A 23,357-nucleotide genomic window follows, 5' to 3' on the forward strand; every position below is an offset into this window, starting at 1 on the left:
AAGCCTCTCGTTACGGTGTAGCCGTGACAGCGAACCGGGAGATCGACGCCGACTTCCTGGACCTGCCGCGCCACCAGTTGGCGGACGCCGCGTTGGCGGCGGCCAGAGCGGCCGGGGCCAGTTATGCAGACCTGCGGATTCACCGCCTCAGCACCGAGCACATCCAGTTACGGGACGGCGAGCTGGAGACGGCCGTGCTCAGCCGCGAGGTCGGTTTGGCGGTGCGGGTGATCGTGGCGGGTACCTGGGGATTCGCCTCCCATTCGGAGCTGGCGCAGGATGTGGCGGCGCGCACCGCACGGCACGCGGTGCAGGTGGCGACGCTGCTGGCGGCGTTGAACACCGAGCGGGTGCGCTTGGCGCCCGAGCCGGTCTATCCCGACGCCTCGTGGGTTTCGGACTACGAGATAGACCCGTTCGGGGTTCCGGCGGCAGAGAAAATTCAGGTGCTGCAGGACTATTCCGGGCGGCTGCTGGACGCCGAAGGCATCGACCATGTCTCGGCCAGCCTGACCGTGGTCAAGGAGCAGACCTTCTACGCCGACACGTTCGGTTCGTCGATCACCCAGCAGCGGGTGCGGCTACAGCCGTCGCTGGAGGCCGTGAGCATCGACGCCAAGGCGGGCAGCTTCGACTCGATGCGCACCCTGGCACCGCCGACGGCGCGGGGGTGGGAAGCCGTGGCCGGCGACGAGGTGTGGAACTGGTCGGCGGAGCTGGCCGAGCTGCCGGATCTGCTGTATGAGAAGGTACGGGCGCCGTCGGTGGTGCCCGGGCCCACCGATCTGGTCATCGACCCGTCGAACCTGTGGCTGACCATCCACGAGTCCATCGGCCATGCAACCGAATACGACCGGGCCATCGGCTACGAGGCGGCCTATGCCGGCACGTCTTTCGCTACCCCCGACAAACTCGGTTCGATGCAGTACGGCTCACCGGTGATGAACGTCACCGCCGACCGGACCGTCCAATACGGTTTGGCGACAATCGGTTACGACGACGAAGGGGTGGCCGCCCAGAGCTGGGATCTGGTGCGCGACGGGGTGTTCGTCGGCTACCAGCTGGACCGGGTGTTCGCGCCGCGGCTGGGGGAGCCGCGGTCCAATGGCTGCTCCTACGCCGACTCCGCGCATCACGTCCCGATCCAGCGGATGGCCAACGTGTCACTGCAACCCGGGCCCGAGGACCGCAGTACCGCGGATCTGATCGAAAGGGTTGACGACGGCATCTACATCGTCGGGGACAAGTCCTGGTCGATCGACATGCAGCGGTACAACTTTCAGTTCACCGGGCAGCGGTTCTACCGGATCCGGGACGGCCGCATCTACGGCCAGCTGCGCGACGTCGCCTACCAGGCGACCACCACCGATTTCTGGAATGCGATGGAGGCCGTGGGCGGACCCTCGACGTGGCGGCTTGGCGGGGCACTCAACTGCGGTAAAGCCCAGCCCGGCCAGATCGCCGCGGTCAGCCATGGCTGTCCGTCGGCGCTGTTCCGCGGCATCAACGTGCTCAACACCCGGACCGAGGGCGGCCGATGATCACACCTCAGCACGTCGTCAACATCGTCCTGGACGAGGCGGCCAAGAACGGCCGCGCCGACGAAACCATGGTTCTGGTGACCGACAAGTCCGAGGCCACGCTGCGCTGGGCGAACAATTCGATGACCACCAACGGTGTCACGGTCACCCGTACGGTGACGGTGATTTCGGTTGTGCGCCAAGGTGACAGCGTGCAGGTGGGCTCGGTGGTCTCCGGTGAGGTGGACCCGAGGGTGCTGCCCGGGCTGGTGGTTTCGTCGCAGGATGCGGCCCGGTCGGCGCCGGAGGCCGGCGATGCCGCGCCGCTGCTCGCCGACTCCGGCGAGCCCGCGGACTGGGACGCCCCGGTGCCCGGGACGGGGGTCGCAGTGTTCAGCGGTATCACCGGTCCGCTGAGTAAGGGGTTCCGGGCCGCGGACCGGTTGTACGGCTATGCGCACCACAGTGTTTCGACGACTTTGTTGGCGTCGTCCACGGGGTTGCGGCGGCGCTACACCCAGCCCACCGGGGCGATCGAGGTCAACGCCAAACGCGGTGACGCCAGCGCCTGGGCCGGCATCGGCAGCGCCGATTTCGTTGACGTGCCTATTGATTCGCTGCTGTCGGACTTGTCGACGCGGCTTGGTTGGGCCGCGCGTTCCGTCGAATTGCCCGCCGGGCGGTACGAGACGATCATGCCGCCCTCGACAGTGGCGGACATGATGATCTACCTGGCCTGGACGATGGGCGGGCGAGGCGCCCAAGAGGGCCGCACGGCGCTTTCGGCACCCGGCGGCGGCACCCGGGTGGGGGAGCGGCTCACTAATCTGCCGCTGACCCTGTTCTCCGACCCGATGGCGCCGGGCCTGGCGTGTGCGCCGTTCGTCGCGGTGAGCAGTTCCAGCGAGACCACGTCGGTGTTCGACAACGGCATGGAGATCGGTCATGTCGACTGGATCCGCGAGGGCGTGATCAATCAGCTGGCCTATTCGCGTGCCAGCGCCGCCAGGTTCGACGCCCCGGTCGCCGTCGCCTGCGACAACCTGGTCATGACCGGCGGATCGGCCGACCTGGCGGACATGATCGCGGCCACCGAGCGGGGTCTGCTGCTGACCACCCTGTGGTACATCCGCGAGGTCGACCCGACGACGTTGCTGCTGACCGGTCTGACGCGCGACGGGGTGTACCTGGTCGAGGACGGCGAGGTGACCGGGGCGGTCAACAACTTCCGGTTCAACGAGAGCCCGCTGGATCTGCTGCGGCGCGCCACCGAAGCCGGTGCCAGCGAGAAGACGCTGCCCCGGGAGTGGGGCGACTGGGCCACCCGCGCGGCGATGCCGTCGCTGCGGATCCCCGATTTCCACATGTCGTCGGTGAGTCAGGCGCAGTAGACGATTGCCGGTTATTCGGGACGGCCCTAACGTGATACGGATGTCGGCTCCCGTTCGCAGCGATGCACTGACGCGGTTGGTTGCTTTCTCCGACGGGCGGCTCACCGGTTTGGTGCGCCGCGTGTGTGCGCAGACGGTGTCGCTACCGCCGTTGCCCGTCGAAGACCGGGTCGGGGAGCCGCAGTCCGAAGCCGAAGTGGCGGTGGCCGAATTCGCCGAGCAGTTCAGCGCGGATGTCTCGACGATCACCGTCGAACAACGAACTCGATTGCTCGAGCAGCTGGGGGACAACGCTTTTCGTGTCGTCGTCGCGATGTTCATTGCCGACTTCGTGCCGCGGGTGCGCGCGGGTCTGGAGGCGTTGGGCGTCGGCTCGGAGTATCTGGGCTGGGTGGACGGGCCCATCGAGTGGGTCCGTGGCACCAATCCTGCCGGTGAATTGTTCAAACGTTTCCTGCCCGGAGTCGCCCGGATGCGTGCGCTGGATCCGGTGACCTCGGAGCTGGTCCGGCTGCGCGGGGCGGCGGCGCACAACTGCCGGCTGTGCAAGTCGCTGCGCGAAGGACACGCACTGGACGCCGGCGGTTCGGAGTCGTTGTACGACGAGATTTCGCAATTTGAGACGTCGATCTTGCTGGATGGGCGCGCTAAGGCAGCGCTGCGGTATGCCGATGCGTTAATTTGGACCCCTGCGCACCTCGCCGTCGACGATGCCGTCGAGGTGCGCTCCGGGTTCTCGCCGGAGGAAGCCGTCGAGCTCACCCTCGACATCATGCGCAACGCCAGCAACAAGATCGCGGTGTCGTTGGGAGCCGATGCGCCGCGAGTGGAAGCGGGGACCGAGCGATATCTGATCGACGTCGACGGCCAGACGGTCTTCAGCTGACGGCGGCCGCCATGAGATTCGCCGGGAGCGTGGTCGCGGTCGTGGTGCTCGCGTGCGCGGTGAGCGGCTGCTCGGGCGGCGGAAAGACGGCGCGGCCGATGGTGACGCCGCACGACACCGCGACCTCGCGGCTGGCGCCCATCTACCCGGGGACGACGGTGTCGATTCCGCCCCCCGGGTCGAGCACCACCTCGTCGTCCACTCCGGCGTCGACCACCTCTGCCGCCGCAACCCCGCACACCTTTCCCGGGGACGGCACCTTCAAAGTAGGAAGCGAGATCCAGCCCGGTACTTATCGGTCGCTGGGCGGGCATTCCTGCTATTGGGAGCGGCTGCGCGGCTTGTCGGGCAACTTCGAGGACGTCATCGCCAACGGGGCCGGTGACTGGCCGCAGGTGGTGAAAATCGCTCCGTCGGATCTGGCGTTCCGGACGCAGGGCTGCCCGACCTGGTCGCCGATGTCGGCGACGGACACGTCTTCGACCACGAACACGACTACGACGACCACGTCCAAGGCGCCGGTGACGCTGCCGCCCGGTGCCCAGGCCTGCCCTGCCACCTCCGGTCCGGCGGGCGGGTTCGCCTCCTCGGCGGTGGGCTCGGCCGACACCACCTGCCCGTTCGCCGAACAGGTCCGGCTGGCCTACGGAGCCGGTGGCCCGGCCAGCGTCACACCGCGGCAAGTCGATGCGGTCAGTCCGGTGACCGGCCAGCACTACGCGATGACCTGCGCGGCCAACGGTGCGCTGGTGGTGTGTAACGGCGGCAACGGCGCAGTCGTCTACGTGTACTAGCGCGCTGTGCGGGTACCTTCTTGTCCGTGGCATTTCGACGGTACAGCGCGGTGCGTGGACGACGGTTGGGGTTCGCCGAGGCAGTGGGTGAGCGGATCGCGATGAGCCGGTTCGGCTACCAGCTCGCCGTCCACGTGGCGCCCAGCGTCGACCGGTTTCTGCTGCCGCGGACCAACGGCCGGTTCAGCACCGCGGGGCTGGACATGGTCGGCCTGCTCAACACGACCGGCGCCAAGTCCGGTCAGCCGCGATCCCATCCGCTGGTGCTGATTCACGACGCGGACGGCCTGCTGGCGATCGGGTCGAACTACGGGCGGCCCGAGCACCCGGGGTGGAGCGCCAACCTGCTCAAAAATCCGGACTGCAGCGTGCAGTTCAAGGGGCAGACGCTGCCGTATCGGGCCGAGCTGCTCACCGGTGACGAGCGTGCCAAGGCGTGGGCGGCAGCTGTGGACTATTACCCCGGGTACGAGAACTACCGGGTCAACTGTGCGCCGCGCGAGATCCGGGTCTTCCGGTTACGGCCGCTCTGAGACTTTTGCCGCCAGGGGCGAACCGAGGCTAGCGCCGTCTTGAGTCCGCGGCGTCGGCCGGCGTGGACGTTGCCGACGAAGCCCGGTTCCAGTTCGGCGAACATTCGCTCGCTGCGGGTCTCCGGGGCGTTGTCGGCGGTGTCGCGCAAATACCGGTTCGGCAGCGACAGTTTGGCAATGGTCCGCCACGTCTTGCCGTACTGCACCAGGAAAGGGCCTGTGGTGTAAGGCAAGTCGTACTTGTCGCACAGCGCGCGCACCCGCAGCGAGACCTCGTGCAGCCGGTTGCTGGGCAGATCCGGGAACAGATGGTGCTCGATCTGATGGCACAGGTTGCCGCTCATGAAGCGCAGCGTTGGCCCGCCCTCGAAGTTGGCGCTGCCCAGCATCTGTCGCAGATACCACTCGCCCTTCGTTTCGCCGATCATGTCCGTCTTGGTGAATTTCTCTGCGCCATCGGGGAAATGGCCACAGAAGATCACCGCGTTGGCCCAGATGTTGCGCAGCACGTTGGCCACCGCGTTGGCCTTCAGGGTCGACTTGAAGGTGGCCGCCGGCGACAACGAGGTCAGCGCGGGGAACGCCACGTAGTCCTTGGCGAGTTGGCGGCCGATCTTCGTCGAGAACTCGCGGGTCTGCACCCAGGTGGTGTCGCGCTCCGGGCCGGCCTTCAGGAGTTTCTCGAGATCGATTGTCTGCAAACCGATTCCCCACTCGAACCCCAGCGAGAGGATGGCGTTGTAGAGGATATTGCCGATGTTGTAGGGCTGCCACGGCTGGTCGCGGGTGACGCGCAGGATGAAGTAGCCGACGTCGTCGTCCATGTCGAGGATGTTGGTGTACTTGTGGTGCTGCACGTTGTGGGCGGCGACCCAGTGTTTCGAGACCGCATTCATGTCCCACTCCCAGGTGCTGGAGTGGATCTCGGGGTCGTTCATCCAGTTCCACTGCCCGTGCATGACGTTGTGGCCGATCTCCATGTTCTCGACGATCTTGGCCACGGCCAGGGTCAGCGTTCCCGCCCACCATGCCGAGCGCTTGGAGCTGGCGGCCAGCAGGGCCCGGCCGGTCACCTCAAGGGCACGCTGCGCGGCGATGGTGCGGCGGATGTAGCGGGCATCGCGTTCGCCGAGGGAGTCCTCGATGTCTCGGCGGATGGCGTCGAGCTCGAAGCCCAGGTTTTCGATGTCGGCTTCGGTCAGATGGGCGAAGGCCGATACGTCGGTGATCGCCATAGGTTGCTCCCCCGTTGTCTCTCAGCGTCCGACGCCCAGGGCGGTGCCCGGTCGGCGCGATCGAGCAGCTGTACTCGATCGTCGACGCTTGCGATTTCTCACTCGTCGCGGACGCACGTTGTGGAACGGTTCCGCTGCGCAATCTGGGTCTGCGCATTCACCACTGTTTGCTGATGTATCCAGAACAACACCGCGCGATGAGGTGCGGCTTGATCCCAGCTAAGCGTCAGCTTTGTGTCCTGATCGACCACCAACCTACCCGACGCCCCCATTTCCAGTCGTTGCGAACGTTACGGGGTGCCGCCGTGAGGTCGGTGACGACACGCGCGTGGTGCTCGTCGGGCGTGCGGGAACCGGGGAGTGTGGAGTCGACCACGTCGCCAATTGCCTATCTTCTTGCCTGTGGTCGGAAAATGGTGACAGTGGCGCGGCGGCTGGTGCGTCCGGGCGCCGACATCGCTTTCGCCAATACCGGGTCGGGCGCCCGCGCGGTCCTACTCACACACGGGGCGGGCCTCGACCACACCATGTTCGACGCCCAGGCCGCTGCGCTCACCCAACACGGCTACCGGACGATCGTGTGGGATATGCGCGGACATGGGCAATCCACGCTGGCGCCGGGCACGCGGTTCACCGCCTCCGACGCTCTCGACGACCTCGCGGCGCTGATGGACGAGTGCCAGGTCGACGGGCCGGTGCTGGTGGGGCACTCACTTGGGGGAAATCTCACCCAAGCCTTCGTGCGCGCCCACGCCGACCGAGTCAGCGGCCATATCGTCGTGGATTCGACGTGGAACGCCGGTTCTTTGACCGGGCGAGAGCGACTTGCGCTGCGTCTCGCCGCACCGGCGCTGGCCCTGATTCCCGCGCGCGTACTGCCCAGCCAGATGGCCCGCGCGTCTGCCGTCACTCCGCACGCGATCGCACGGGCAGCGGCGGTCTTCGCGCGAATGCCGAAGCGGACTTTCTTGGATGTCTGGCGGGCTACCGTCTCGTTCGTCGCCCCGGAACCGGGCTACCACCCCACGGTGCCGCTCGGGTTGGTGCGGGGTGCGCAGGACCGCACCGGCAATATCGCGACCGCCATGCCCCGTTGGGCGCGAGCCGAGGGCATCACCGAGCACGTCATTCGCGACGCCGGCCACATCGTCACTTGGGATGCACCCGACGCGACGTCACACGCGCTGCTGCAGATCCTGAGCCAGTGGGGGCTGGAAACTTAGCTGTCCAATCTGCACAGCGAGACGCATGGATAGCTGGTGGTCCGATCGCCACGGCCGGAGCTGCACTGAGTGGGCTGGGTGGTCGTCTGCCCTCTGGCGCCGTACGACCCAAACGGCATACCACGGCGTCTTTGGCGATCGGCGCGGGCGCTAATCTCAAGGTCGCGCAGATAGTAGTCAGCACCGGGGGCGGTAGCTCAGTCGGTTAGAGCCGCGGACTCATAATCCGTTGGTCGTGGGTTCGAGCCCCACCCGCCCCACTAAGTTTTTCTGCAGCTAGATCGAATTTTGAAGGTTCGCAGCGTCGAATTCAAACGGCCAAAATGGCTCAGATTTACGCAATTCTTACGCAATCAAGTGGCACAATCAGCGGTACAAAGTCGTCCCAGCAAACCCGCCCCACGGCACCCGCGATGACCCCCACTACCCGAACACCCGTTCGATATGTGCCGGTCTCGCTGACCCCGCGCTGAGCACTGGCAATGGATGTATTGACCCCCTGAGCGCCACGCACAGTCACGAACGCGCCTGCCAGGAGTTGCCACACCGGCCAGCGCCAGACAATCGGCTACTGGTGGCCGATTTGCGCTCGCAGACCGGGACGCACCTCGATTCAAAACGCGAGATTGCATCTCTCACCCGAAAGACCATCTAACGTATGTCGCTATGTCCACATACCCGGCGTTCGCCACTGTGCGTTTCAATGGCGTGCTCGCGAACCACCTGGAGTCACTAGAAGTGATGATTGATGAACTCCGCCGAAACGGCGTTGACGGCGAGATTGCGTACCGCCCATCTGGCGGCAAGGGACCTGGCGTCGTTGAAGTCATCGGCATCTACATAGCCCTTAAAGCTGCCGATGCCACTATCAGCACCGTTACCAGTACCACCGTCACAGCCGTAATGAATTGGATCAAGAATCCATTTAAGCGTGCCAGCGCAGAGATATCCGACCAACCTGTGACAAAAGACGTAACCATTTATGGGCCAGATGATAAGCCGCTCAAGCGAATTAAAGGCAGCAGTGCCGACGATATCGAGGTCACAGACCCTGACGATGCAGCTTCGCCGTAGTGCGCCGACGTGCGCGCCAGCGTTGTTTGTTTGCCTGCCTGAGTTTTCGGTCCCTGTATTCGGTGTAGAGCCTTTTCGCGATTACACTAATCATCGGCCAATGCCGCTCTAGTTCAGCGTGCCAATCATTCTCAATGGCAACGGGTTTCGGTGCTTTCGAATAGCTTTCGTAATCGCTGGTGTTAGTTCGCAATACAGCGGCTAGGTAGGTCGAAAAAGGGATTGCCCCCGGTTTGGTTGACTCCTGACCCTGTGAGGATTCGTCTTCACTGGAAGGATCAATCTCGTGCCGAAACCGTTTCCTACGGAGTTCCGTGCTGATGTCATTGCGGTGGCCCGCAAGGGCGAGGCGTCGTTGCGTCAGATCGCGAAGGATTTCGGGATCTCGGAGGCTTGCCTGCATCGCTGGCTCAAGATCGCCGATCGCGAGGACGGTAATGACCAGCCCGGATCGCCGGCCGCTGCTGACGACGTGGCCGCGCAGCTGCGCGAAGCGCACAAGCGCATCAAGCTCCTCGAGCAGGAGGCCGAGGTGATGCGCCGCGCGGTCGGCTACCTGTCCCGGGACGCCAACCCAAAATGACGCTTCTATGGGGGGCTGTCAAGCCATGGCGGCCTGGAGTTGCCGGAACAGTGAGCGGCAGACGTAGCGTTTGAGGTTGCGCCGGATCTCTCGCTTGGTTTTGCCGGTTTCCAGTCCCCGGCGTAGGTAGGCGCGGGTCGCGGGGTCGAAGCTCATGCGGGTTCGGACGATGATGTCGATGGCACGGTTGAGTTGTCGGTCGCCGGATCGGCTGAGGCGGTGTCGTGTGGTGTTTCCCGATGATGCGGGCAGGGGCGCGATTCCCCCGAGTGCGGCGAATGCGGCTTCTGAGCGGACCCGTCCGTGGTGGGAGTAGGCGCAGATCAGGATTGCGGCGGTGACGGGACCGACCCCTGGGGTTTGTTGTAGCCCGGGAGCCAGGCGTTGCGCATGCTCGGCGAGTTGGGCGTGGTTGTGGCGCAACTGGCGGGTTTGCTCATTGACAACGGTCGCCAGTCGCTTGGCTTCGGCGCGGGCAATGAGATCAACTTTGTTGGTGCAGCGGCTATTTCGCCAGGATTCGATGATGGCGATCTGCTTATCGGTCAAGGGTGAGCGGGCGTCGACACCGAGGTCGACAGTGCGTAGCAGCGCGGTCAGTGCGTTGCGGTTGGCAGTGCGTTGTTGGTCGATGAGTGAACGGGCACTCAAGAGCACCCGCAGGGCAGCACGATCACCGGCGCCGCGCGGGTGGGGAACCCGCGAACATTCCTTGCCGAGCACTGAGCGCGCGGCTGCCTCGGCGTCGAGGGGGTCGGACTTGCCGGCGTGGGCGTGGGCGTGCGCGGATCGTGGTTGTGGGCGCACTTCGCCGATGGGAACGCCCTGAGCTGCGAGAGCTGCGGTGAGTGTCGAACCGTAGGAGGACGTGCCTTCGACGGCGGCGAAAACTGTGCCGGGAGCGCGGCGGGTGACCCAGGTCAGGGCCCTGTTGATTCCGGCCGGTGATGCCGGGAAGGTCGCCGTGTCGATCACTGCCCCAGTCTTGGTGGAAACCACGCAGTAGGTATGTGTTCGCGCGTGGGTGTCCACACCCACGATGTGGTCGTAGGTGTCGGCGATGATTGCCATCGATGAGTTCTCCTCTACTTTGTCTATTTACCTTTCTGAGTCGGCGCCGATGAATGTTGTTCGCGCAGAGACACATCTGTAATGAGTCACGCCGCCAATGGTGGTGGACAAGCTTCTGATCAAGCCATCTGTGCGGACGGTGTCGACGCCAGCTCCCCTCGCGGACAGGTCATTTTGAAGACACCGCGATGAGCGGGTCGAATATACCCGGAGTCACACGAGCCGAGCCGAACGTCAACACTGCCAGCCGGCCTCGGGCCAGCCACCCTCATTACAGATGTACCCGCTGGTCCTCGACCTTGCCGATGACGGCGTACCCGTCACGGTGACCTGCCGGGTCCTGGGGTTCTCCACCCAGGGGTTCTACAAATGGCGCAAAGCGCCGTTGTCACAGCGCGATTGGGACGATGCTCACCTGATCAACGCGGCCCGCGACATCCACGCCGATGACCCTACCTTCGGCTACCGGTTCATCGCTGACGAATTGCTCCGGCACGGGATCACCGCCGGCGAAAACCGTGTCGCACGGTTGTGCTCCCAGGAGCGCATCTGGTCGATCTTCGCTAAGAAGCGAGGACTGAATCGTCGATCCGGCCCACCGGTCCATGACGACCTCGTGCAGCGTCAGTTCATCGCCCAGGCCGCCAACCAGGTGTGGCTGGCCGACATCACCGAGCACCGCACTGCTTGGATTCCAGCAATCGTCGCAACACCTATCGGAGGTGATGGCGATGGCTGGCCGGAAGTACAGCAAGGAGCAGAAGGAAGAGTTCTTCAGGTTGCTTGACGAGGGCAAGCTCTACCTCTGCGCCATCAAAGACGTGTACTCCAACCGGATTGTGGGCTACTCGATCGACTCGCGGATGAAGTCCTCGCTCGCGGTGGCTGCCCTGGATCATGCCGTGGCATTGCGCTCACCGTTTGCGACGATCGTCCATTCCGACAAGGGCAGCCAAGGCGGATTCAATCGGTGGTCGCAACACCGGTTTGATGAACCGAGTGTAGGTGGTCGTTGAAGGCTTCGGCGGGGTGCGGCCAGCCGAGCGTTTTGCGTGGTCGGGTGTTGAGGGTGTGGGCGATCGCGGCGATATCGTCTGCGGTCCACCGGGATAAGTCAGTTCCTTTCGGAAAGTATTGGCGCAGCAGCCCATTGGTGTTTTCATTGGTGCCACGCTGCCACGGGCTCTTCGGATCAGCGAAGTACACCTGCACCCCCGAAGCGATCGAGAACTGAGCATGCGCCGAGAGTTCCTTGCCTCGGTCCCATGTCAAGGACCGACGCAATTCTGCGGGCAGCGTGGTGATCGTCTGCTCCAACGCGCCTGCCATCGTGATCGCGCCATAGCCGGCCAGCGCTGGACCGTTCTTGGTCCGTGGTATCACGCCGTAGCCAATCTCGCGTGGCAGATGGACCAGCATGGTAAAACGACTGCTCCGCTCCACCAAGGTACCGATCACGCTGCGCTGCAACCCAATCAGAAGATCGCCTTCCCAATGGCCTGGTACGGCACGGTCGGCGACTTCCGGCGGACGCTGGCTGATCAAAGTCTCCGGGGTGACATGGGCCCATGCTTTCTGCCGGGTCCGTGCCCGCGGCACCCCGCAACGCGCGACCGCGGCGCAGACAGCCAGCTGACCAGATCCCGTTTGAGCGCGCCCCGGGTCTCGACATACAACGCCTGATAGATGGCCTCGGGGCTGATCCGCATCGTCTGATCATCGGGGAAATCCACCGGCAAACGGCGGGCGATCTGCTCGGGACTCCACGCCTGAACCCAGGCCCGATCACCTCGGTGGGGCTTGTTGCGGCCCTTCCACGGGGTACTGGCGGGGCCGGCGACAACCTGCCCGTCAGCGCCGCGAACGACGCCGGACAGCTTGTCCTGGACGTAGAGGCGCAGCCGCTCATTGGCGACGAGCTTGGCCGTCTTCGGGCGACGGGCACGCCGTTCAGCGTGCCACTGCGCCACCGAGGCTTTGTATTCCAGTCGATAGGTGCGCGTCGATGCATTGCGGCGCAGTTCACGCGATACCGTCGACGGCGCCCTGCCCAACCGGCGAGCGATCTCGCGAATCCCGGCACCTTGGGCCCGCCACAACGCGATATCTTCACGCTCATCCGATGACAGGTAACGACCCGAAACAGTCTCTGGTAAGCGTGGATTCACACCGCCAGCGTGACGGAACCAACGGAACCCGACCGGGGACGACACGCCCGCTTGGGCCGAGGCGTCTTCAGTCATCGCCCCAGCAGCGATGGCCGCCCAGAACCTGACCCTGTCCTGACGCCAGGCCACCGTAGGCCGTCCCGGCGAGGGAATCTGCCCCCGATATAACTGGACCGCCCGCTGCCGATCTCGCACCCGCACTCGCACACCTCCAATTCGAGGTGTTGCAACGACCAGTTGAATCCGCCCAATTCAGGTCGAGAAAGTTCGTCCACGCACTGTCGCGCAACGGGTTACATGGCTCGATGGGCCCGCGTGGGAGCGTGCGGGGACAATGCGGCGATGGAATCGTTCTTCGCCCTTCTGCAACGCAACGTGCTCGACCGGCGACGCTGGTCGACCCGAGCCGAACTGCGCCTGGCAATCGTGAGTTGGATCGAGCGGACCTACCACCGGCGCCGCCGGCAACGCGCACTTGGCAAGCTCACCCCGATAGAGTTCGAACTGCTCCACACACCAGTCGCAACCGCGGCCTGAAATTCACAACCCCGCGAGTCAATTGAAGTCGGGGCAGTCCCTTTTTCATGTTGGTAGCCCGAAGACCGATGAATCTGAGCGGACGGTGCCTCTAGAGCGGTGGCTAGCCGATGACCTACGGAGCTACATCGCCAACCACCACGGCACCTGCCTAGAGCCAACAGCGCCCCTGTTCCCTGGCCGATTGGACCTGGCCGCTGCCAAAGCTGCGGGCAGAAACGTCAAGGATTCCGCAGACCGATTCGATTGGTCCAAGCCGCTTGACCCTAGCAACGTCTACAAGCGATTCATGCAGCCAGCGCTAGCCGCCCTCAAGCTACCGTCGGCGCGGTTTCACGACCTACGGCATTGGGTCTGCTGCACGAATAGGTGACATCTGAGTTGGCTTGCCCAGCATGGGCGGGCTGGAAGGATGTCCCCATGGCAAGGCCCTACCCCCGCGAGTTCCGCGACGACGTCGTCCGGGTCGCTCGCAACCGCGATGACGGTGTAACGATCGAGCAGATCGCCACCGATTTCGGAGTGCACCCGATGACGCTGCAGAAATGGCTCCGTCAGGCCGACATCGACGAAGGCACCAAGCCCGGCAAGAGCGCCAGCGAGTCCGGTGAGCTGCGCGAAGCCCGACGGCGGATCAAACTGCTAGAGCAAGAGAACGAGGTGCTGCGCCGGGCCGCAGCGTATTTATCGCAGGCCAATCTGCCGGGAAAAGGGTCTACCCGCTCGTGAAAGAGCTCGCCGCCGACGGGATCCCCGTCGCGGTGACGTGCCGGGTACTCAAGCTCTCCCGCCAACCGTATTACCGCTGGCTGGCCGACCCCATCACCGAGGCCGAACTCATCGAGGCCTACCGCGCCAATGCGCTGTTCGACGCGCACGCAGACGATCCGGAGTTCGGCTACCGCTACCTCGTGGAGGAGGCGCGCGATGCCGGCGAGCCGATGGCCGAGCGCACCGCATGGCGGATCTGCTCGCAGAATCGACTGTGGAGCGTGTTTGGTAAGAAACGCGGCAAGAACGGCAAAGTCGGGCCGCCGGTGCACGACGATCTTGTCGAGCGTGACTTCACCGCTGAAGGGCCAAATCAGTTGTGGCTCAGTGACATCACTGAGCACCGCACCGGTGAGGGCAAGCTCTACCTCTGTGCGATTAAGGACGTGTTCTCCAACCGGATCGTCGGCTACAGCATCGACTCCCGAATGAAGTCACAACTGGCCATCCGGGCACTACACAGCGCGGTAGCCCGACGCGGAGATGTCGCGGGGTGCATTCTGCACTCGGATCGCGGATCTCAGTTCCGGTCAAGGAAATTCGTACACGCCTTGAATCAACACGAGATGGTCGGCTCTATGGGCCGTGTCGGAGCCGCCGGCGACAACGCCGCCATCGAGAGCTTCTTTAGCCTGCTGCAGAAGAACGTGCTCGACCGCCGCCGCTGGGACACCCGAGAACAACTCCGCATCGCGATCGTCACCTGGATCGAGCGCACCTACCACCGGCGCCGCCGCCAGTCCGGCCTCGGGCGGTTGACCCCGATCGAATTCGAAGCAATCATGACCACACCGGCCAGTCAGGCCGCGTGACCGAAACTGTCACCTGATCGTGCAGCAGACCCATTCTTTTGCCGTGAACCTGCTTTCCGCTAGCCCGCCAGTCGATTTTAAGCGGGTTTCGAAGTGGCTAGGGCACAGCACCTTCACGCTGACTTTGGACGTGTACGGCGACCACATCAATGAGGACGTTTCACAGCCCGCTGGTCTGGCGCGGCCCGTTGCGGTGCAGTCAAACGTAGTTCCGATGCAGCGACGCAATGCATGACTCGGTAGGCAAAGGCTTTATTGCAGTCCGTCGAAAACGCTCGTATGCAGAATTACTCTTCGGATACTACGCTTGTCTTTGAAAGGAACAAGACGGTCCTCTGGAGCTTGCTTGCCGTCATCAGAATCTTTCGATTCAGTGTCATCATCAACTTCAAACAAACCTTGAGGCTCGGCTTTGGTGCGTTTCAGGTCGATGTAGGTGCCGTAGTCAAGTGCATAAATGTTATATCTTTTGCCGGGATTCTCTTTGTCGCTATATCCCCGAAGAATCAAATGGAGTAACCGTAAATCAAATAGCGTCTGAATCATTGGGTGATCCGCATCGGCCCGCGAAAGCATGAACATTTTTGTTTGGCGGCTTCCGATGACATCTTGAATTATGCGATGGAGAGCCTCGCGCTGATCGGTGGATAAAGAAGTAGATTTATCAGTCTCGTACCAATCCCGGGCAGCTTCTTCGACCGAATGCAGGTCGATTTTGGGACGGCCAGTAGTAAGAGCTTTAAAAAACGCCGCGCTGAAGATCCCCAGAAAGTCTCGTACAACTCCTTCGCCGGCCCTTACAAGTTCCACAAATGTGGCGGGCTCTGTGAACAGTCGCACGCGAAATGATGTCGCATCTTTGATGTTGTGTTCGGTAAGTATTCCAGGGTCTAGATCTGATGTCACGTGCTTATAAAGCAGCTCGTGAAATACCGTTACCACCTTTTCTCTGTTGCGGTCGTAGACGTAAAAATCATCTAGGTCCAGATTGGCTGCTATGTCGGCGCCTAACTCAAAGCCGATGATATTGCGGTCAGTATCGGTCAGCGTGAACCGCGACCTATATTCTAATGAGGCGATTTTGACAGTGATGCGATTTGATGTAAACAAAGATCGACGAATGAATTCTGCAATGAATGGCTGAATTTCGACGGGAAGTGAAGTCCATTCGTCGATCAAAAGAATCAAATGGTCAACTTTCATTGCGGCGAGCGTGATATTCAGCTTTTGGTGAACTTCACTAAAAACTAGGCTTTCACGGAGTGCCTCTTCATATTCAACCTGGCGAGCAGTCGCTTTCTCATGACTATCGGATGCTTTTAAGCCTCCCTCAAGACTTCCGCTAATTGAACCTTTTAAGCTGGCTTCAAGTCCATCCGTCGACTTCGCAGAGCTGGTATCTTTAATGTTTCTTTTTGCTACGTCCACAGATTTTTGGGCAATGTATTCGGCAAAGTCGCTCACTTCTTGCAGGCCGGATCCATCACTTTCTGGATGGGTTGCAATATCAAGTAATCGACTTTGGAGCAATCCTAGAAAATCTTTAAATACGGCAATGCACCTATCGGCAATCGGTCGGGTGGTATCTGTGAATAAGTGTGAGCTCCCAAGTAGACGGATATCAATATACATAGAATGAGATCCAGAATTTTGTTCGAAAGCTTGCCCTAGTACCTGCAAAACGTGTGTTTTCCCGGTGCCACGTCGACCATACAAGATCTGGTTGTTGTGATTTTCGAGCTGCGGCAGTATTCCCGTTTCGACATACGTCTTCTGCAACACTGTCACGTCAGGTTCGCGTTCTGAGCGACTAGCGATACTGCTGACCGCTCGCGCTACACGGGGATCTTCGATAAACGACGCCACTTTGCGGCCCCCTCAACTGTTTCCTGCGAACTGATGGTCCATCGGGCGGAGTTGATTGTAGGCGCAGGGCGGCTGTGTAAAGCGGGCTACGCGCCGAGCATGTCCGATCTGCCGTCTTGAATGCATTAATCAATCTAACGAACCCGCCAGCAAACCCGGTTTCGCGGAGGCTCTTACGCAATCGTTACGCAAGACTGCACCCTACCCTCTGACCTGCGACGATGATACAAGTACTCAGATTGAATGCTCTGATCCAACGAAAGTTATTGGAAGACAAGGGATTCAACGTGATCAAAAGAATACCCGAAACCTGTTGCGGGGCACGCAGTTTCGACTCAAAACCGCGAGTCAGCAGGACTCATAATCCGTTGGTCGTGGGTTCGAGCCCCACCCGCCCCACTCCCCCACAATTGACAGCGGTTCTACACCGCGAGCCCGAGGAATACCAACAGCGCACGGTCAAGCCGAACGAGGTCGCCGTTCGAAAGGCGACCGATCTGGCGGGTCAGGCTGGTCAACGGTCGGGAGTAGGCGAGCCGGTCGGCTCACTCCTCGATGGCACTCTGAGCGCCCTGGCCCGGGTTGCGTTTCGCGCGTACGGCCGGCCGCGTCGACGGCCGCCGCGGAATGCGGTCTCTGAGGCCACTCAGCGAGGTGACCATCCTGTTGAGGGTGTCGACGGCAGCCTCGAGGGTGTCGGCGGTGGGCGTCAATTGCTCGACGGCGGGCTGGAGCCGACTCAGGATTTCAGCGGCTTCGGTGAGTTGTTCCAGCGGTCCATTCTTGGCCAGCAGCTTGTCGATGATGCCGTCCTCGACGAACATCCGCTCGATGATGCCGTCTTCGGCGAACATGCGCTCTAACGGCCCATCCTCGGCGAGCAGTCGGTCTACGAGCCCGCCGGGCGCCAGGATCCGCTCCAGCGAGGAGCTACTTCCCGCGGTCACCCGATCCAGCAACCCGCCCGGGGCGTCCAACATGTCGACAACCCCACCCGGACGCATCAGCTTGTCCGCCGGGCCACCGCGGGCAAGAGCGCGCCCCATCGCCCTGTCGCTTTCGGTCAATTCCGCAACCCGGTTTGCGCCGACGATGGCGCCGCGCAGCGGGAAGAGATCGGTGATCGGGTCTGCCCCCTTGGGGGCGTCCTCGCCCAAGGATTGCTTGACGGCCCCGAGCGCCATGGACGCAGCGGCGAGTCCGGCGTCGGCCACCTTGACGCCGGCTCGGACAGGGCCTTTAACTGCGCCGACAATGAGCTCGCTGATGTTCACGCGGCAAGTGTATGGCTGAGTCGGCTTGTGGCGGCCTTTTCGGTTCGGACTACCGTGGGCAGCGGAAACTCCGCTCGCTTTACCTTGCGGAACACTGCACGCTAATCTCGCGTCCGCGGCGCGCTGCCGCGTTCGCTTGGAGGGATTCACACACATGCGCCTGTTCAACGTCGCCGCACTCGTCGCGGCTGCGGCCATCTCCGGTTCCGCTGCGGTGGCCAGCGCGGCGCCGAAAGATTACTGCGCCGATCTCAAAGGCACTAGTACCGGCACCACCTGTGCGATCCAGCTTTCGGACCCCGCGTACACCGTCGACATCAGCATCCCGCTGGATTACCCCGACCAGCAGCCGATCGCCGACTACATCTCTCAGACACGTGACACGTTCATCAATGCGGCCAAAGGTGCGCCCCACGACAAACCCTCTGAGCTGAAGATCAAGCCGACGGAATACAGCTCGGCGATCCCACCGCGCGGCACCCAGACTGTGGTGTTCAACGTGTACCAAAACGTCAGCGGCGCACAACCTAGGACGACCTTCAAGGCGTTCAACTACGACCAGACCTATCGCAAGCAAATCCTCTACACAGCCAAATCGGACGATAAGAAAAACACGCCGCTGTGGCGGGTCGACGATCCGCTGAAGACCGTGGGGCCGATCGTCCAGGCTGAGTTGCAGAAGCAGCAAGCCCCGCCTCAGCCCGCCACGCCGCCCGCGCAACCGGGGCAGTCGACTACCGCCACCGCACCGCCGCCGTTGCCGATCTCGCCTACCGCGCTGTACGACCCCGCCAACTACCAGAATTTCGCGGTGGTCAACGAAGGCGTGATCTTCTTCTTCGACCAGGGCGCGCTGCTGCCCGACTCAGCGGGGGCGGTGCAGGTGCTGGTGCCCCGGTCGGCGATCGACCCGATGCTTGCCTGAGATTAGGCAGTGAGCGCTGGCCGCCCTGGTTATTTCCGAATCTGGCGAATTGGCAAGGCGCACAAGCCATTCAGCTAGCGCGGGGCGCGCTGCGCGTTGCGCGGGGTAGTCATCTCGGGCTACCCAGGCGCCCAGCAGCTGCTGCAGGTTCATCGGATCGATAGCGACATTCGCACCGGCGCAGGCCAGGGTGCCTGCCCGTTCGAGTTGCCGGTCCCGATGATCGAATCAGCCGACCTGACCGAAGCAATGGTCTATCTGTGCGGGCAGGCCGGCCGCTAGATCACCGGTGTCACACTTCCCGTCGACGCGGGCTACACCGTCAGATAGTGCCAGGCCGGCGGGCTGAGCTCCGGCCTGGCCAACGATATCCAGTTGCTGCGGGTCACCGCTCCGCCGTTCCACTCGAATCCGTTGCCCGCGGGTTCTGGCCTGTCCACAGTGTGGCTGGCCGCCGGCAGCTTCTTTGCCGCGCGCGGGAGCGAATGCATGGCCTGCCAATGCCACACCGGCGAGATCGCCGTATCCGGAGATCCAAGGTCATCCACGGCGGCGACGAAAAGCCTTCTGCCGCAACGTAGCAGCGCCGGTATCGGCCCGCCGTGGCAGCGGCATCAACCGATGGTCAGCCGTGAACAAATGGCGCACCAGCCCCAGTGCCAGGATGACCGTCGTGATCGCCACGGCGCCCAGGATGACGAACATGACCACCGCTTGAACCAGCACGGCCTGCAACGGCGCCACCCCGGCCAGGATGAGCCCGGTCATGGCACCGGGCAAAAACACCAGCCCAGTGGCCTTGGTGGTCTCGATCTGGGGAGACACCGCCGAACGCAGCGCGATCCGCACATACGGGGCCGCCGCCTGACGCGACGACTGACCCAAAGCGAGCCGGGCCTCGACTTCCTCGCGTTTGTCGCGCAGTTCGTCGACCAGGCGTCGCGCTACCAGCACGGTGGCGGTCATGGAATTGCCGATCATCATGCCCACGATGGGAATCAACGTTCGACCGCCCAGCGGGAAGACCCGCAGCCCGAACACCACACTGAGCGTGATCACCACCATGGCGGCGAACGCCGCAGTCGCCAGCCGTGCCAGCCCAGGCACCTCCGGAGCCCGCCGGCGCACCACGTCGCCCGCGTAGAGAACCATGCCGGCGGTCCAGGCCCACGACCACCACAGCGAGCGTCCGGGCTGCAGCAAAAGCGCCAGCGCCTCGCCGACCAGCAGCAACTGCACCAGTGCTCGGGTTGCGGCCCACAGGATCGACCGCTGCAGGCCCAGGCGCTGCCACAGCGAAATCCCGGCGGCCAACACGACCAGCGCCAGCGAGGCTAGCAAACCCAGCCAGCCCACCTGGCCGGTCACGGCGCGACCACTTCGATGCCCAGGCTGCGGCCGTGTTCCACGCGCAGGACGCGGTCGGCGATGCGTTGGATTTGCGCCGGGTCATGGCTGACCCAAAGGACGTTCATTCCCTCGTTGGCAAGCCTGCGCACGGTCTGCTCGATCACCTGTGCTGCCGCGGCATCCACCGAAGCCGTCGGCTCATCCAACAGCAGCACGCGCGGATGCGTTAACAGCATGCGCGCCAGACACATTCGTTGTGCTTCGCCACCCGACAACGCGGTCGCGTCGCGTTCGAGCCAGCTGCCGGTGAGTCCGACGCAGGACAACACGTCGGCCATTTGCGTAGAGGTTGCGGCAGGGTCAGCGACCGCAAGATTGTCGGCTACCGAGCCGGGAAACGGAGTCGGCCGCTGAAAGCACATGCCCACCCGACGCCGGAGCTGCAACGGATCCAGCGTCGTAACGTCGTCACCCTCGAACAGCACCCGCCCGGTGGTCGGGACCTCGAGTCGATTGCACAGACGCAGCAACGTCGATTTTCCCGAGCCGGACGGTCCGGATACCGCAGTGACTCCACCGTCCGGCAGCGTCGCATCGAAATCGACGAGGGCGTGCACGCCATTGCGCTCGACGGTGACGCCCTCGAAGCAGAACAGCGCACTCACCAGCTGATGTTATGTGGTTCGATTATCGCCGTTGAGAGCCAGCTCCCACTAGTTGCAGCCGTCAGGAACGGTTCTTTCCGTTCGGCATTCCAAGGATGGCCATCGTGCTGTCCGAGGGCCCGGACCGGAGTCCCTGTGCGATTCCGCGTTCAATTTCGTTGTCAGAGAACAATGTGTGGGCTGGCGATGGCGCTCGACAGGCGCAACCCAGTGCCGCGAAGGGGCTTGGTCCAGCTGTAGCAGAAGGCGTCAATAGTGCGCCGCCGATGATGAGGGCACCGCTGACAAGGGTTTTCGTACACATTCGGGCCTCGGCTTATTTGACTGTTTCCGTGCGTGTTCACGACTACGGGACGAGCCGAGCTTAGGAGGCGAGCGCTGAGAGATCGCTGAGAATAGGTGTCGCGTTGTCAGGGCGGTTCGCGGTCCGCCGACTGTAGCGTGCAGATATGAGGGGTCCTGCTCGTCGAGGACGAGGCAAGGTTGTCGGCGACGCTGTCCAGGGGATTGAAGGCCGAAGGGTTCGTAGTAGTGGCCGCTGGCACCGGCGACGAGGGTTTGCACGAGGCGACCGAGAACGCCTTCGACGTCGTGGTGCTCGACATCATGCTCCCGGGCTACAGCGGGTATGAGGTGCTGCGTCGCATGCGGGCGCGCGGTGTGTGGACGCCGGTATTGATGTTGACTGCCAAGGATGGCGAGTACGACCAGACCGACGCGTTCGATCTGGGCGCCGATGATTACCTGACGAAGCCGTTTCCCTTCCGGGTACTGGTGGCGCGACTGCGTGCCCTGGTGCGCCGTGGCGCACCTGCACGGCCGGTGGTGTTGACTGCGGGATCCCTGTCAATGGATCCTGCTCGCCACCTAGTCCAACGCGGCTCGACGCCGATCACCTTAACCCCCCGCGAGTACGGGTTGCTCGAATTTCTGATGCGCAATAAAGATGTGGTGGTGACGAAAGCCGAAATCTTGGGCAATGTTTGGGACGCCCACTACCAGGGTCCTGACAATGTGGTCGAGGTCTACGTCGGGTATCTGCGCCGCAAGATCGACGTTCCGTTCGGCACCAACACGATCGAGACGGTCCGCGGCGTCGGCTACCGATTGACCTGTTGAGACTTGTGTTGTGAGAAGGCGACGATCATCAGCGTTCCGCCGCCGGTGCGGTCGTCGATAGTGACTGTACCGCCATGCGCGGCAACGACTTCTGCGACAATCGCCAGCCCCAAGCCGGTTCCGCCCCCACTGCGGGAGCGATCTGTGTCCAGACGCACAAAGCGTTCGAATACGCGGTTTCGCTCGGCGGGTGCGATGCCGGGGCCGTCGTCGCCGATGGCGATCAGCGACGAACCGTTCCGCGTGCTGACGTCGATCGATACAAGCGACTTGGCGTGGCGGACAGCATTTTCGGTTAGGTTGCGAATCACTCGTGAGATGGCTGCCGGGTCACCACTCAGACGTGCCGGGGCGATGTCGGTTTGGACGATGCCTGTGAATTCCGTTCGCGCCCGCGCTGCCTGCGCCTCGGCGAGTTCGTCGATGGCAATTTCTTCGCTTCGGAGTACCAGGGTGTGTTCATCCGCACGAGCCAACATCAGCAGGTCTTCGATCAGGGCGTGCATGCGTTGAGCCTCGGGAAGCAGAGTGGTCAAAACGAAATCCGAGTCGAGCAGTTCCGGGTGATCCTCGGCGAGCTCCAGCCCGGAGATGATGGTGGACAGCGGACTGCGGAGCTCGTGGGAGGCGTCCCCGACGAAGCGCCGCTGCGCTTGGTGGCCGGCTTCGATGCGCGAAAGCATTTCGTTCATGGTGACAGCGAGGGCCGCAATCTCATCGTTACTGCGGGGGATAGGTACGCGTTCAGAGAGATCAGATGTGGAGATTTCGGCGACTCTGCCGCGAATTGCGTCCACGGATCGGAGAGAGCGTCGCACGAGTCGGTAGCTCGCTGAGGCAGCTACGGCAACGATGACCGGTGCGCCGCAAGTGAGTAGCAGCGCGACTGTCCGTGCTGTGCCCTCGACCGCTTCGCTGCCCCCACCCACAATCACCGTGTAATCGCCCGACGGGGTCCTCACCCGCTGGCCGCTCAGACGCATGTCGTCGTTGGGCGACGCGTCATCGGAAATGCTGCGGCGCAAGCCGTAACCTAGAGCGGTGACAGGCATCAGCGGTTTTCCGGGCGCCGACCCAGATCGCCGCACCACGTTGCCGGCCGGGTCGATCAACTGAACGGCCACTACACGCTGATCCGTGGCCAGCAGAGCATTGTCAACGGTGTCGAGCGAATTGGACTGCAGCGCATCCACGATGGCGTGGACTCTGCCGGCGGTGGCATCGTCGACGCCTGCAATCAGCGATCTGTACAGGACTACATCCAATGTCGCGCCCGCAATCGCAAATGCGAACAAGACGGCCAATCCCGACACTGCGGCTGAGCGCGCAGCGATGCCCAACTTGGGAGGCCACACCGCACGCACGCGAGCGCTGAGCCACCTCAGCCATGCCATCCTCATGCGCACAGTCTCATTCTGCCGTGCTGAGAACTAACTGAGTATGCCGCCCGGCCGGTGTACGGCGAAGCGGATGTTGCAAACTTCTCAGCGGTTCTTCAGCACCTCCTACCTACGCTGGGCGCTGCCATAGTGAGGAGGCAAATCGTGAGTTGCCATACTG

General features: G+C 63.0%; 19 protein-coding genes, 1 tRNA gene and 5 pseudogenes. 15 read left to right on the forward strand and 10 right to left on the reverse strand.

Features of this window, described 5'->3' with window-relative positions:
• Nucleotides 1-23: 23 nt before the first annotated feature.
• From L6444_RS10565 to L6444_RS10585, 5 genes are read left to right on the forward strand one after another with little or no spacing between them, the layout of a single operon-like run.
• Nucleotides 24-1,541 carry a TldD/PmbA family protein gene (locus L6444_RS10565; protein ID WP_236982309.1) on the forward strand — a complete coding sequence of 506 codons (1,518 nt, stop codon included), beginning with the start codon at nt 24-26 and terminating at the stop codon, nt 1,539-1,541.
• Nucleotides 1,538-2,911 (forward strand): metallopeptidase TldD-related protein, encoded by a 1,374-nt coding sequence (locus L6444_RS10570; RefSeq protein WP_236982319.1) that lies wholly within the window; start codon nt 1,538-1,540, stop codon nt 2,909-2,911. Before L6444_RS10565 ends, L6444_RS10570 begins: the two co-directional genes overlap by 4 nt.
• Before the next feature lie 40 nt (nt 2,912-2,951).
• Nucleotides 2,952-3,797, forward strand: a complete 846-nt coding sequence (locus L6444_RS10575) for a carboxymuconolactone decarboxylase family protein (protein WP_236982321.1) — start codon at nt 2,952-2,954, stop codon at nt 3,795-3,797.
• Nucleotides 3,798-3,808: 11 nt separating this feature from the next.
• Nucleotides 3,809-4,591: a hypothetical protein gene (locus tag L6444_RS10580; protein WP_236982323.1), complete on the forward strand. Its 783-nt coding sequence runs from the start codon at nt 3,809-3,811 to the stop codon at nt 4,589-4,591.
• A 26-nt stretch (nt 4,592-4,617) separates the two neighbouring features.
• Nucleotides 4,618-5,124, forward strand: a complete 507-nt coding sequence (locus L6444_RS10585) for a nitroreductase family deazaflavin-dependent oxidoreductase (RefSeq protein WP_236982325.1) — start codon at nt 4,618-4,620, stop codon at nt 5,122-5,124.
• On the opposite strand, the gene L6444_RS10590 is transcribed toward L6444_RS10585, so the two are convergent.
• Entirely contained in the window at nt 5,067-6,359 is a 1,293-nt protein-coding gene (locus L6444_RS10590; RefSeq protein ID WP_236982327.1) for a fatty acid desaturase family protein, read from the reverse strand. The two genes, L6444_RS10585 and L6444_RS10590, sit on opposite strands and share 58 nt — an antisense overlap.
• 413 nt (nt 6,360-6,772) lie before the next feature.
• On the opposite strand from L6444_RS10590, the gene L6444_RS10595 reads away from it, so the two are divergent.
• The 4 genes and pseudogenes from L6444_RS10595 to L6444_RS10610 all read left to right on the forward strand — a co-directional run.
• Nucleotides 6,773-7,582 (forward strand): alpha/beta fold hydrolase, encoded by an 810-nt coding sequence (locus tag L6444_RS10595; protein WP_236982329.1) that lies wholly within the window; start codon nt 6,773-6,775, stop codon nt 7,580-7,582.
• Nucleotides 7,583-7,768: 186 nt separating this feature from the next.
• Nucleotides 7,769-7,842 (forward strand) — tRNA-Ile (locus tag L6444_RS10600).
• A 406-nt stretch (nt 7,843-8,248) separates the two neighbouring features.
• Nucleotides 8,249-8,656, forward strand: a complete 408-nt coding sequence (locus L6444_RS10605; protein WP_236982330.1) for a hypothetical protein — start codon at nt 8,249-8,251, stop codon at nt 8,654-8,656.
• A 286-nt stretch (nt 8,657-8,942) separates the two neighbouring features.
• Nucleotides 8,943-9,236: pseudogene (locus L6444_RS10610) on the forward strand (transposase); the annotation flags it as partial.
• 21 nt (nt 9,237-9,257) lie between these two features.
• Here the strand turns inward: L6444_RS10610 and L6444_RS10615 are convergent.
• A complete protein-coding gene (locus L6444_RS10615) occupies nt 9,258-10,310 on the reverse strand; it encodes an IS110 family RNA-guided transposase (protein ID WP_236982332.1) in 1,053 nt (350 codons plus the stop codon).
• Between the two features lie 277 nt (nt 10,311-10,587).
• Here L6444_RS10615 and L6444_RS10620 point away from each other — a divergent pair.
• Nucleotides 10,588-11,266, forward strand: a pseudogene (locus tag L6444_RS10620) (DDE-type integrase/transposase/recombinase); the annotation flags it as partial.
• Between the two features lie 7 nt (nt 11,267-11,273).
• Here the strand turns inward: L6444_RS10620 and L6444_RS10625 are convergent.
• Nucleotides 11,274-12,679 (reverse strand): annotated as a pseudogene (locus tag L6444_RS10625) (IS30 family transposase).
• A 44-nt stretch (nt 12,680-12,723) separates the two neighbouring features.
• On the opposite strand from L6444_RS10625, the pseudogene L6444_RS10630 reads away from it, so the two are divergent.
• Together L6444_RS10630 and L6444_RS10635 are read left to right on the forward strand one after the other, a co-directional pair.
• Nucleotides 12,724-13,015: pseudogene (locus tag L6444_RS10630) on the forward strand (integrase core domain-containing protein); the annotation flags it as partial.
• 420 nt (nt 13,016-13,435) lie between these two features.
• Nucleotides 13,436-14,598, forward strand: a protein-coding gene (locus tag L6444_RS10635) for an IS3 family transposase (protein ID WP_142283724.1) whose coding sequence is annotated in 2 segments (ribosomal slippage) — nt 13,436-13,720 and nt 13,723-14,598 — 1,161 coding nt in all. Because the reading frame shifts where the segments join, the coding sequence is not laid out codon by codon here.
• A gap of 252 nt (nt 14,599-14,850) precedes the next feature.
• Here the strand turns inward: L6444_RS10635 and L6444_RS10640 are convergent.
• The 3 genes and pseudogenes from L6444_RS10640 to L6444_RS10645 all read right to left on the reverse strand — a co-directional run bounded on the left by L6444_RS10640 (nt 14,851) and on the right by L6444_RS10645 (nt 17,738).
• Complete coding sequence (locus L6444_RS10640; RefSeq protein ID WP_236982334.1) at nt 14,851-16,464, reverse strand: hypothetical protein; 1,614 nt, start codon at nt 16,462-16,464, stop codon at nt 14,851-14,853.
• Between the two features lie 422 nt (nt 16,465-16,886).
• Nucleotides 16,887-16,985, reverse strand: a pseudogene (locus L6444_RS31045) (type II toxin-antitoxin system PemK/MazF family toxin); the annotation flags it as partial.
• Between the two features lie 24 nt (nt 16,986-17,009).
• Nucleotides 17,010-17,738 carry a hypothetical protein gene (locus L6444_RS10645; RefSeq protein WP_236982336.1) on the reverse strand — a complete coding sequence of 243 codons (729 nt, stop codon included), beginning with the start codon at nt 17,736-17,738 and terminating at the stop codon, nt 17,010-17,012.
• Nucleotides 17,739-17,892: 154 nt separating this feature from the next.
• Here L6444_RS10645 and L6444_RS10650 point away from each other — a divergent pair, with 154 nt between their 5' ends.
• Both L6444_RS10650 and L6444_RS10655 read left to right on the forward strand, forming a co-directional pair.
• Complete coding sequence (locus tag L6444_RS10650; protein ID WP_236982337.1) at nt 17,893-18,663, forward strand: esterase; 771 nt, start codon at nt 17,893-17,895, stop codon at nt 18,661-18,663.
• 96 nt (nt 18,664-18,759) lie between these two features.
• On the forward strand, nt 18,760-18,945 hold the full coding sequence (locus L6444_RS10655) for a hypothetical protein (RefSeq protein WP_236982339.1): 186 nt from the start codon (nt 18,760-18,762) through the stop codon (nt 18,943-18,945).
• Between the two features lie 32 nt (nt 18,946-18,977).
• Here L6444_RS10655 and L6444_RS10660 read toward each other — a convergent pair whose 3' ends face one another.
• Genes L6444_RS10660 through L6444_RS10670 form a run of 3 tightly spaced genes read right to left on the reverse strand, consistent with a single transcriptional unit; the run spans nt 18,978 to nt 20,681 of the window.
• Nucleotides 18,978-19,211 carry a hypothetical protein gene (locus tag L6444_RS10660; RefSeq protein WP_236982341.1) on the reverse strand — a complete coding sequence of 78 codons (234 nt, stop codon included), beginning with the start codon at nt 19,209-19,211 and terminating at the stop codon, nt 18,978-18,980.
• Nucleotides 19,204-20,031, reverse strand: a complete 828-nt coding sequence (locus tag L6444_RS10665) for an ABC transporter permease (protein WP_236982343.1) — start codon at nt 20,029-20,031, stop codon at nt 19,204-19,206. The genes L6444_RS10660 and L6444_RS10665 overlap by 8 nt, the downstream gene beginning before the upstream one ends.
• The gene (locus L6444_RS10670) at nt 20,028-20,681 is read right to left on the reverse strand and encodes an ABC transporter ATP-binding protein (protein ID WP_236983991.1); all 654 of its coding nucleotides are present in this window, start codon (nt 20,679-20,681) and stop codon (nt 20,028-20,030) included. The genes L6444_RS10665 and L6444_RS10670 overlap by 4 nt, the downstream gene beginning before the upstream one ends.
• Nucleotides 20,682-21,137: 456 nt before the next feature.
• Between L6444_RS10670 and L6444_RS10675 the strand changes: the two genes are divergently transcribed.
• Nucleotides 21,138-21,797: a response regulator transcription factor gene (locus L6444_RS10675; protein ID WP_236983993.1), complete on the forward strand. Its 660-nt coding sequence runs from the start codon at nt 21,138-21,140 to the stop codon at nt 21,795-21,797.
• Here the strand turns inward: L6444_RS10675 and L6444_RS10680 are convergent.
• Nucleotides 21,779-23,191: a sensor histidine kinase gene (locus L6444_RS10680; protein ID WP_236983995.1), complete on the reverse strand. Its 1,413-nt coding sequence runs from the start codon at nt 23,189-23,191 to the stop codon at nt 21,779-21,781. The two genes, L6444_RS10675 and L6444_RS10680, sit on opposite strands and share 19 nt — an antisense overlap.
• Nucleotides 23,192-23,357 lie beyond the last annotated feature (166 nt).

The organism is Mycobacterium kiyosense (assembly GCA_021654635.1).
GTDB lineage: Bacteria > Actinomycetota > Actinomycetes > Mycobacteriales > Mycobacteriaceae > Mycobacterium > Mycobacterium kiyosense.

Excerpts from the sequence above, each read along its gene's own strand:
- L6444_RS10570 (WP_236982319.1), top strand. The coding sequence starts at position 1,538 with ATGATCACACCTCAGCACGTCGTCAACATCGTCCTGGACGAGGCGGCC.
- L6444_RS10575 (WP_236982321.1), top strand. The coding sequence starts at position 2,952 with ATGTCGGCTCCCGTTCGCAGCGATGCACTGACGCGGTTGGTTGCTTTC.
- L6444_RS10580 (WP_236982323.1), top strand. The coding sequence starts at position 3,809 with ATGAGATTCGCCGGGAGCGTGGTCGCGGTCGTGGTGCTCGCGTGCGCG.
- L6444_RS10590 (WP_236982327.1), bottom strand. The coding sequence starts at position 6,359 with ATGGCGATCACCGACGTATCGGCCTTCGCCCATCTGACCGAAGCCGAC.
- L6444_RS10595 (WP_236982329.1), top strand. The coding sequence starts at position 6,773 with ATGGTGACAGTGGCGCGGCGGCTGGTGCGTCCGGGCGCCGACATCGCT.
- L6444_RS10605 (WP_236982330.1), top strand. The coding sequence starts at position 8,249 with ATGTCCACATACCCGGCGTTCGCCACTGTGCGTTTCAATGGCGTGCTC.
- L6444_RS10615 (WP_236982332.1), bottom strand. The coding sequence starts at position 10,310 with ATGGCAATCATCGCCGACACCTACGACCACATCGTGGGTGTGGACACC.
- L6444_RS10650 (WP_236982337.1), top strand. The coding sequence starts at position 17,893 with ATGCGCCTGTTCAACGTCGCCGCACTCGTCGCGGCTGCGGCCATCTCC.
- L6444_RS10680 (WP_236983995.1), bottom strand. The coding sequence starts at position 23,191 with ATGGCATGGCTGAGGTGGCTCAGCGCTCGCGTGCGTGCGGTGTGGCCT.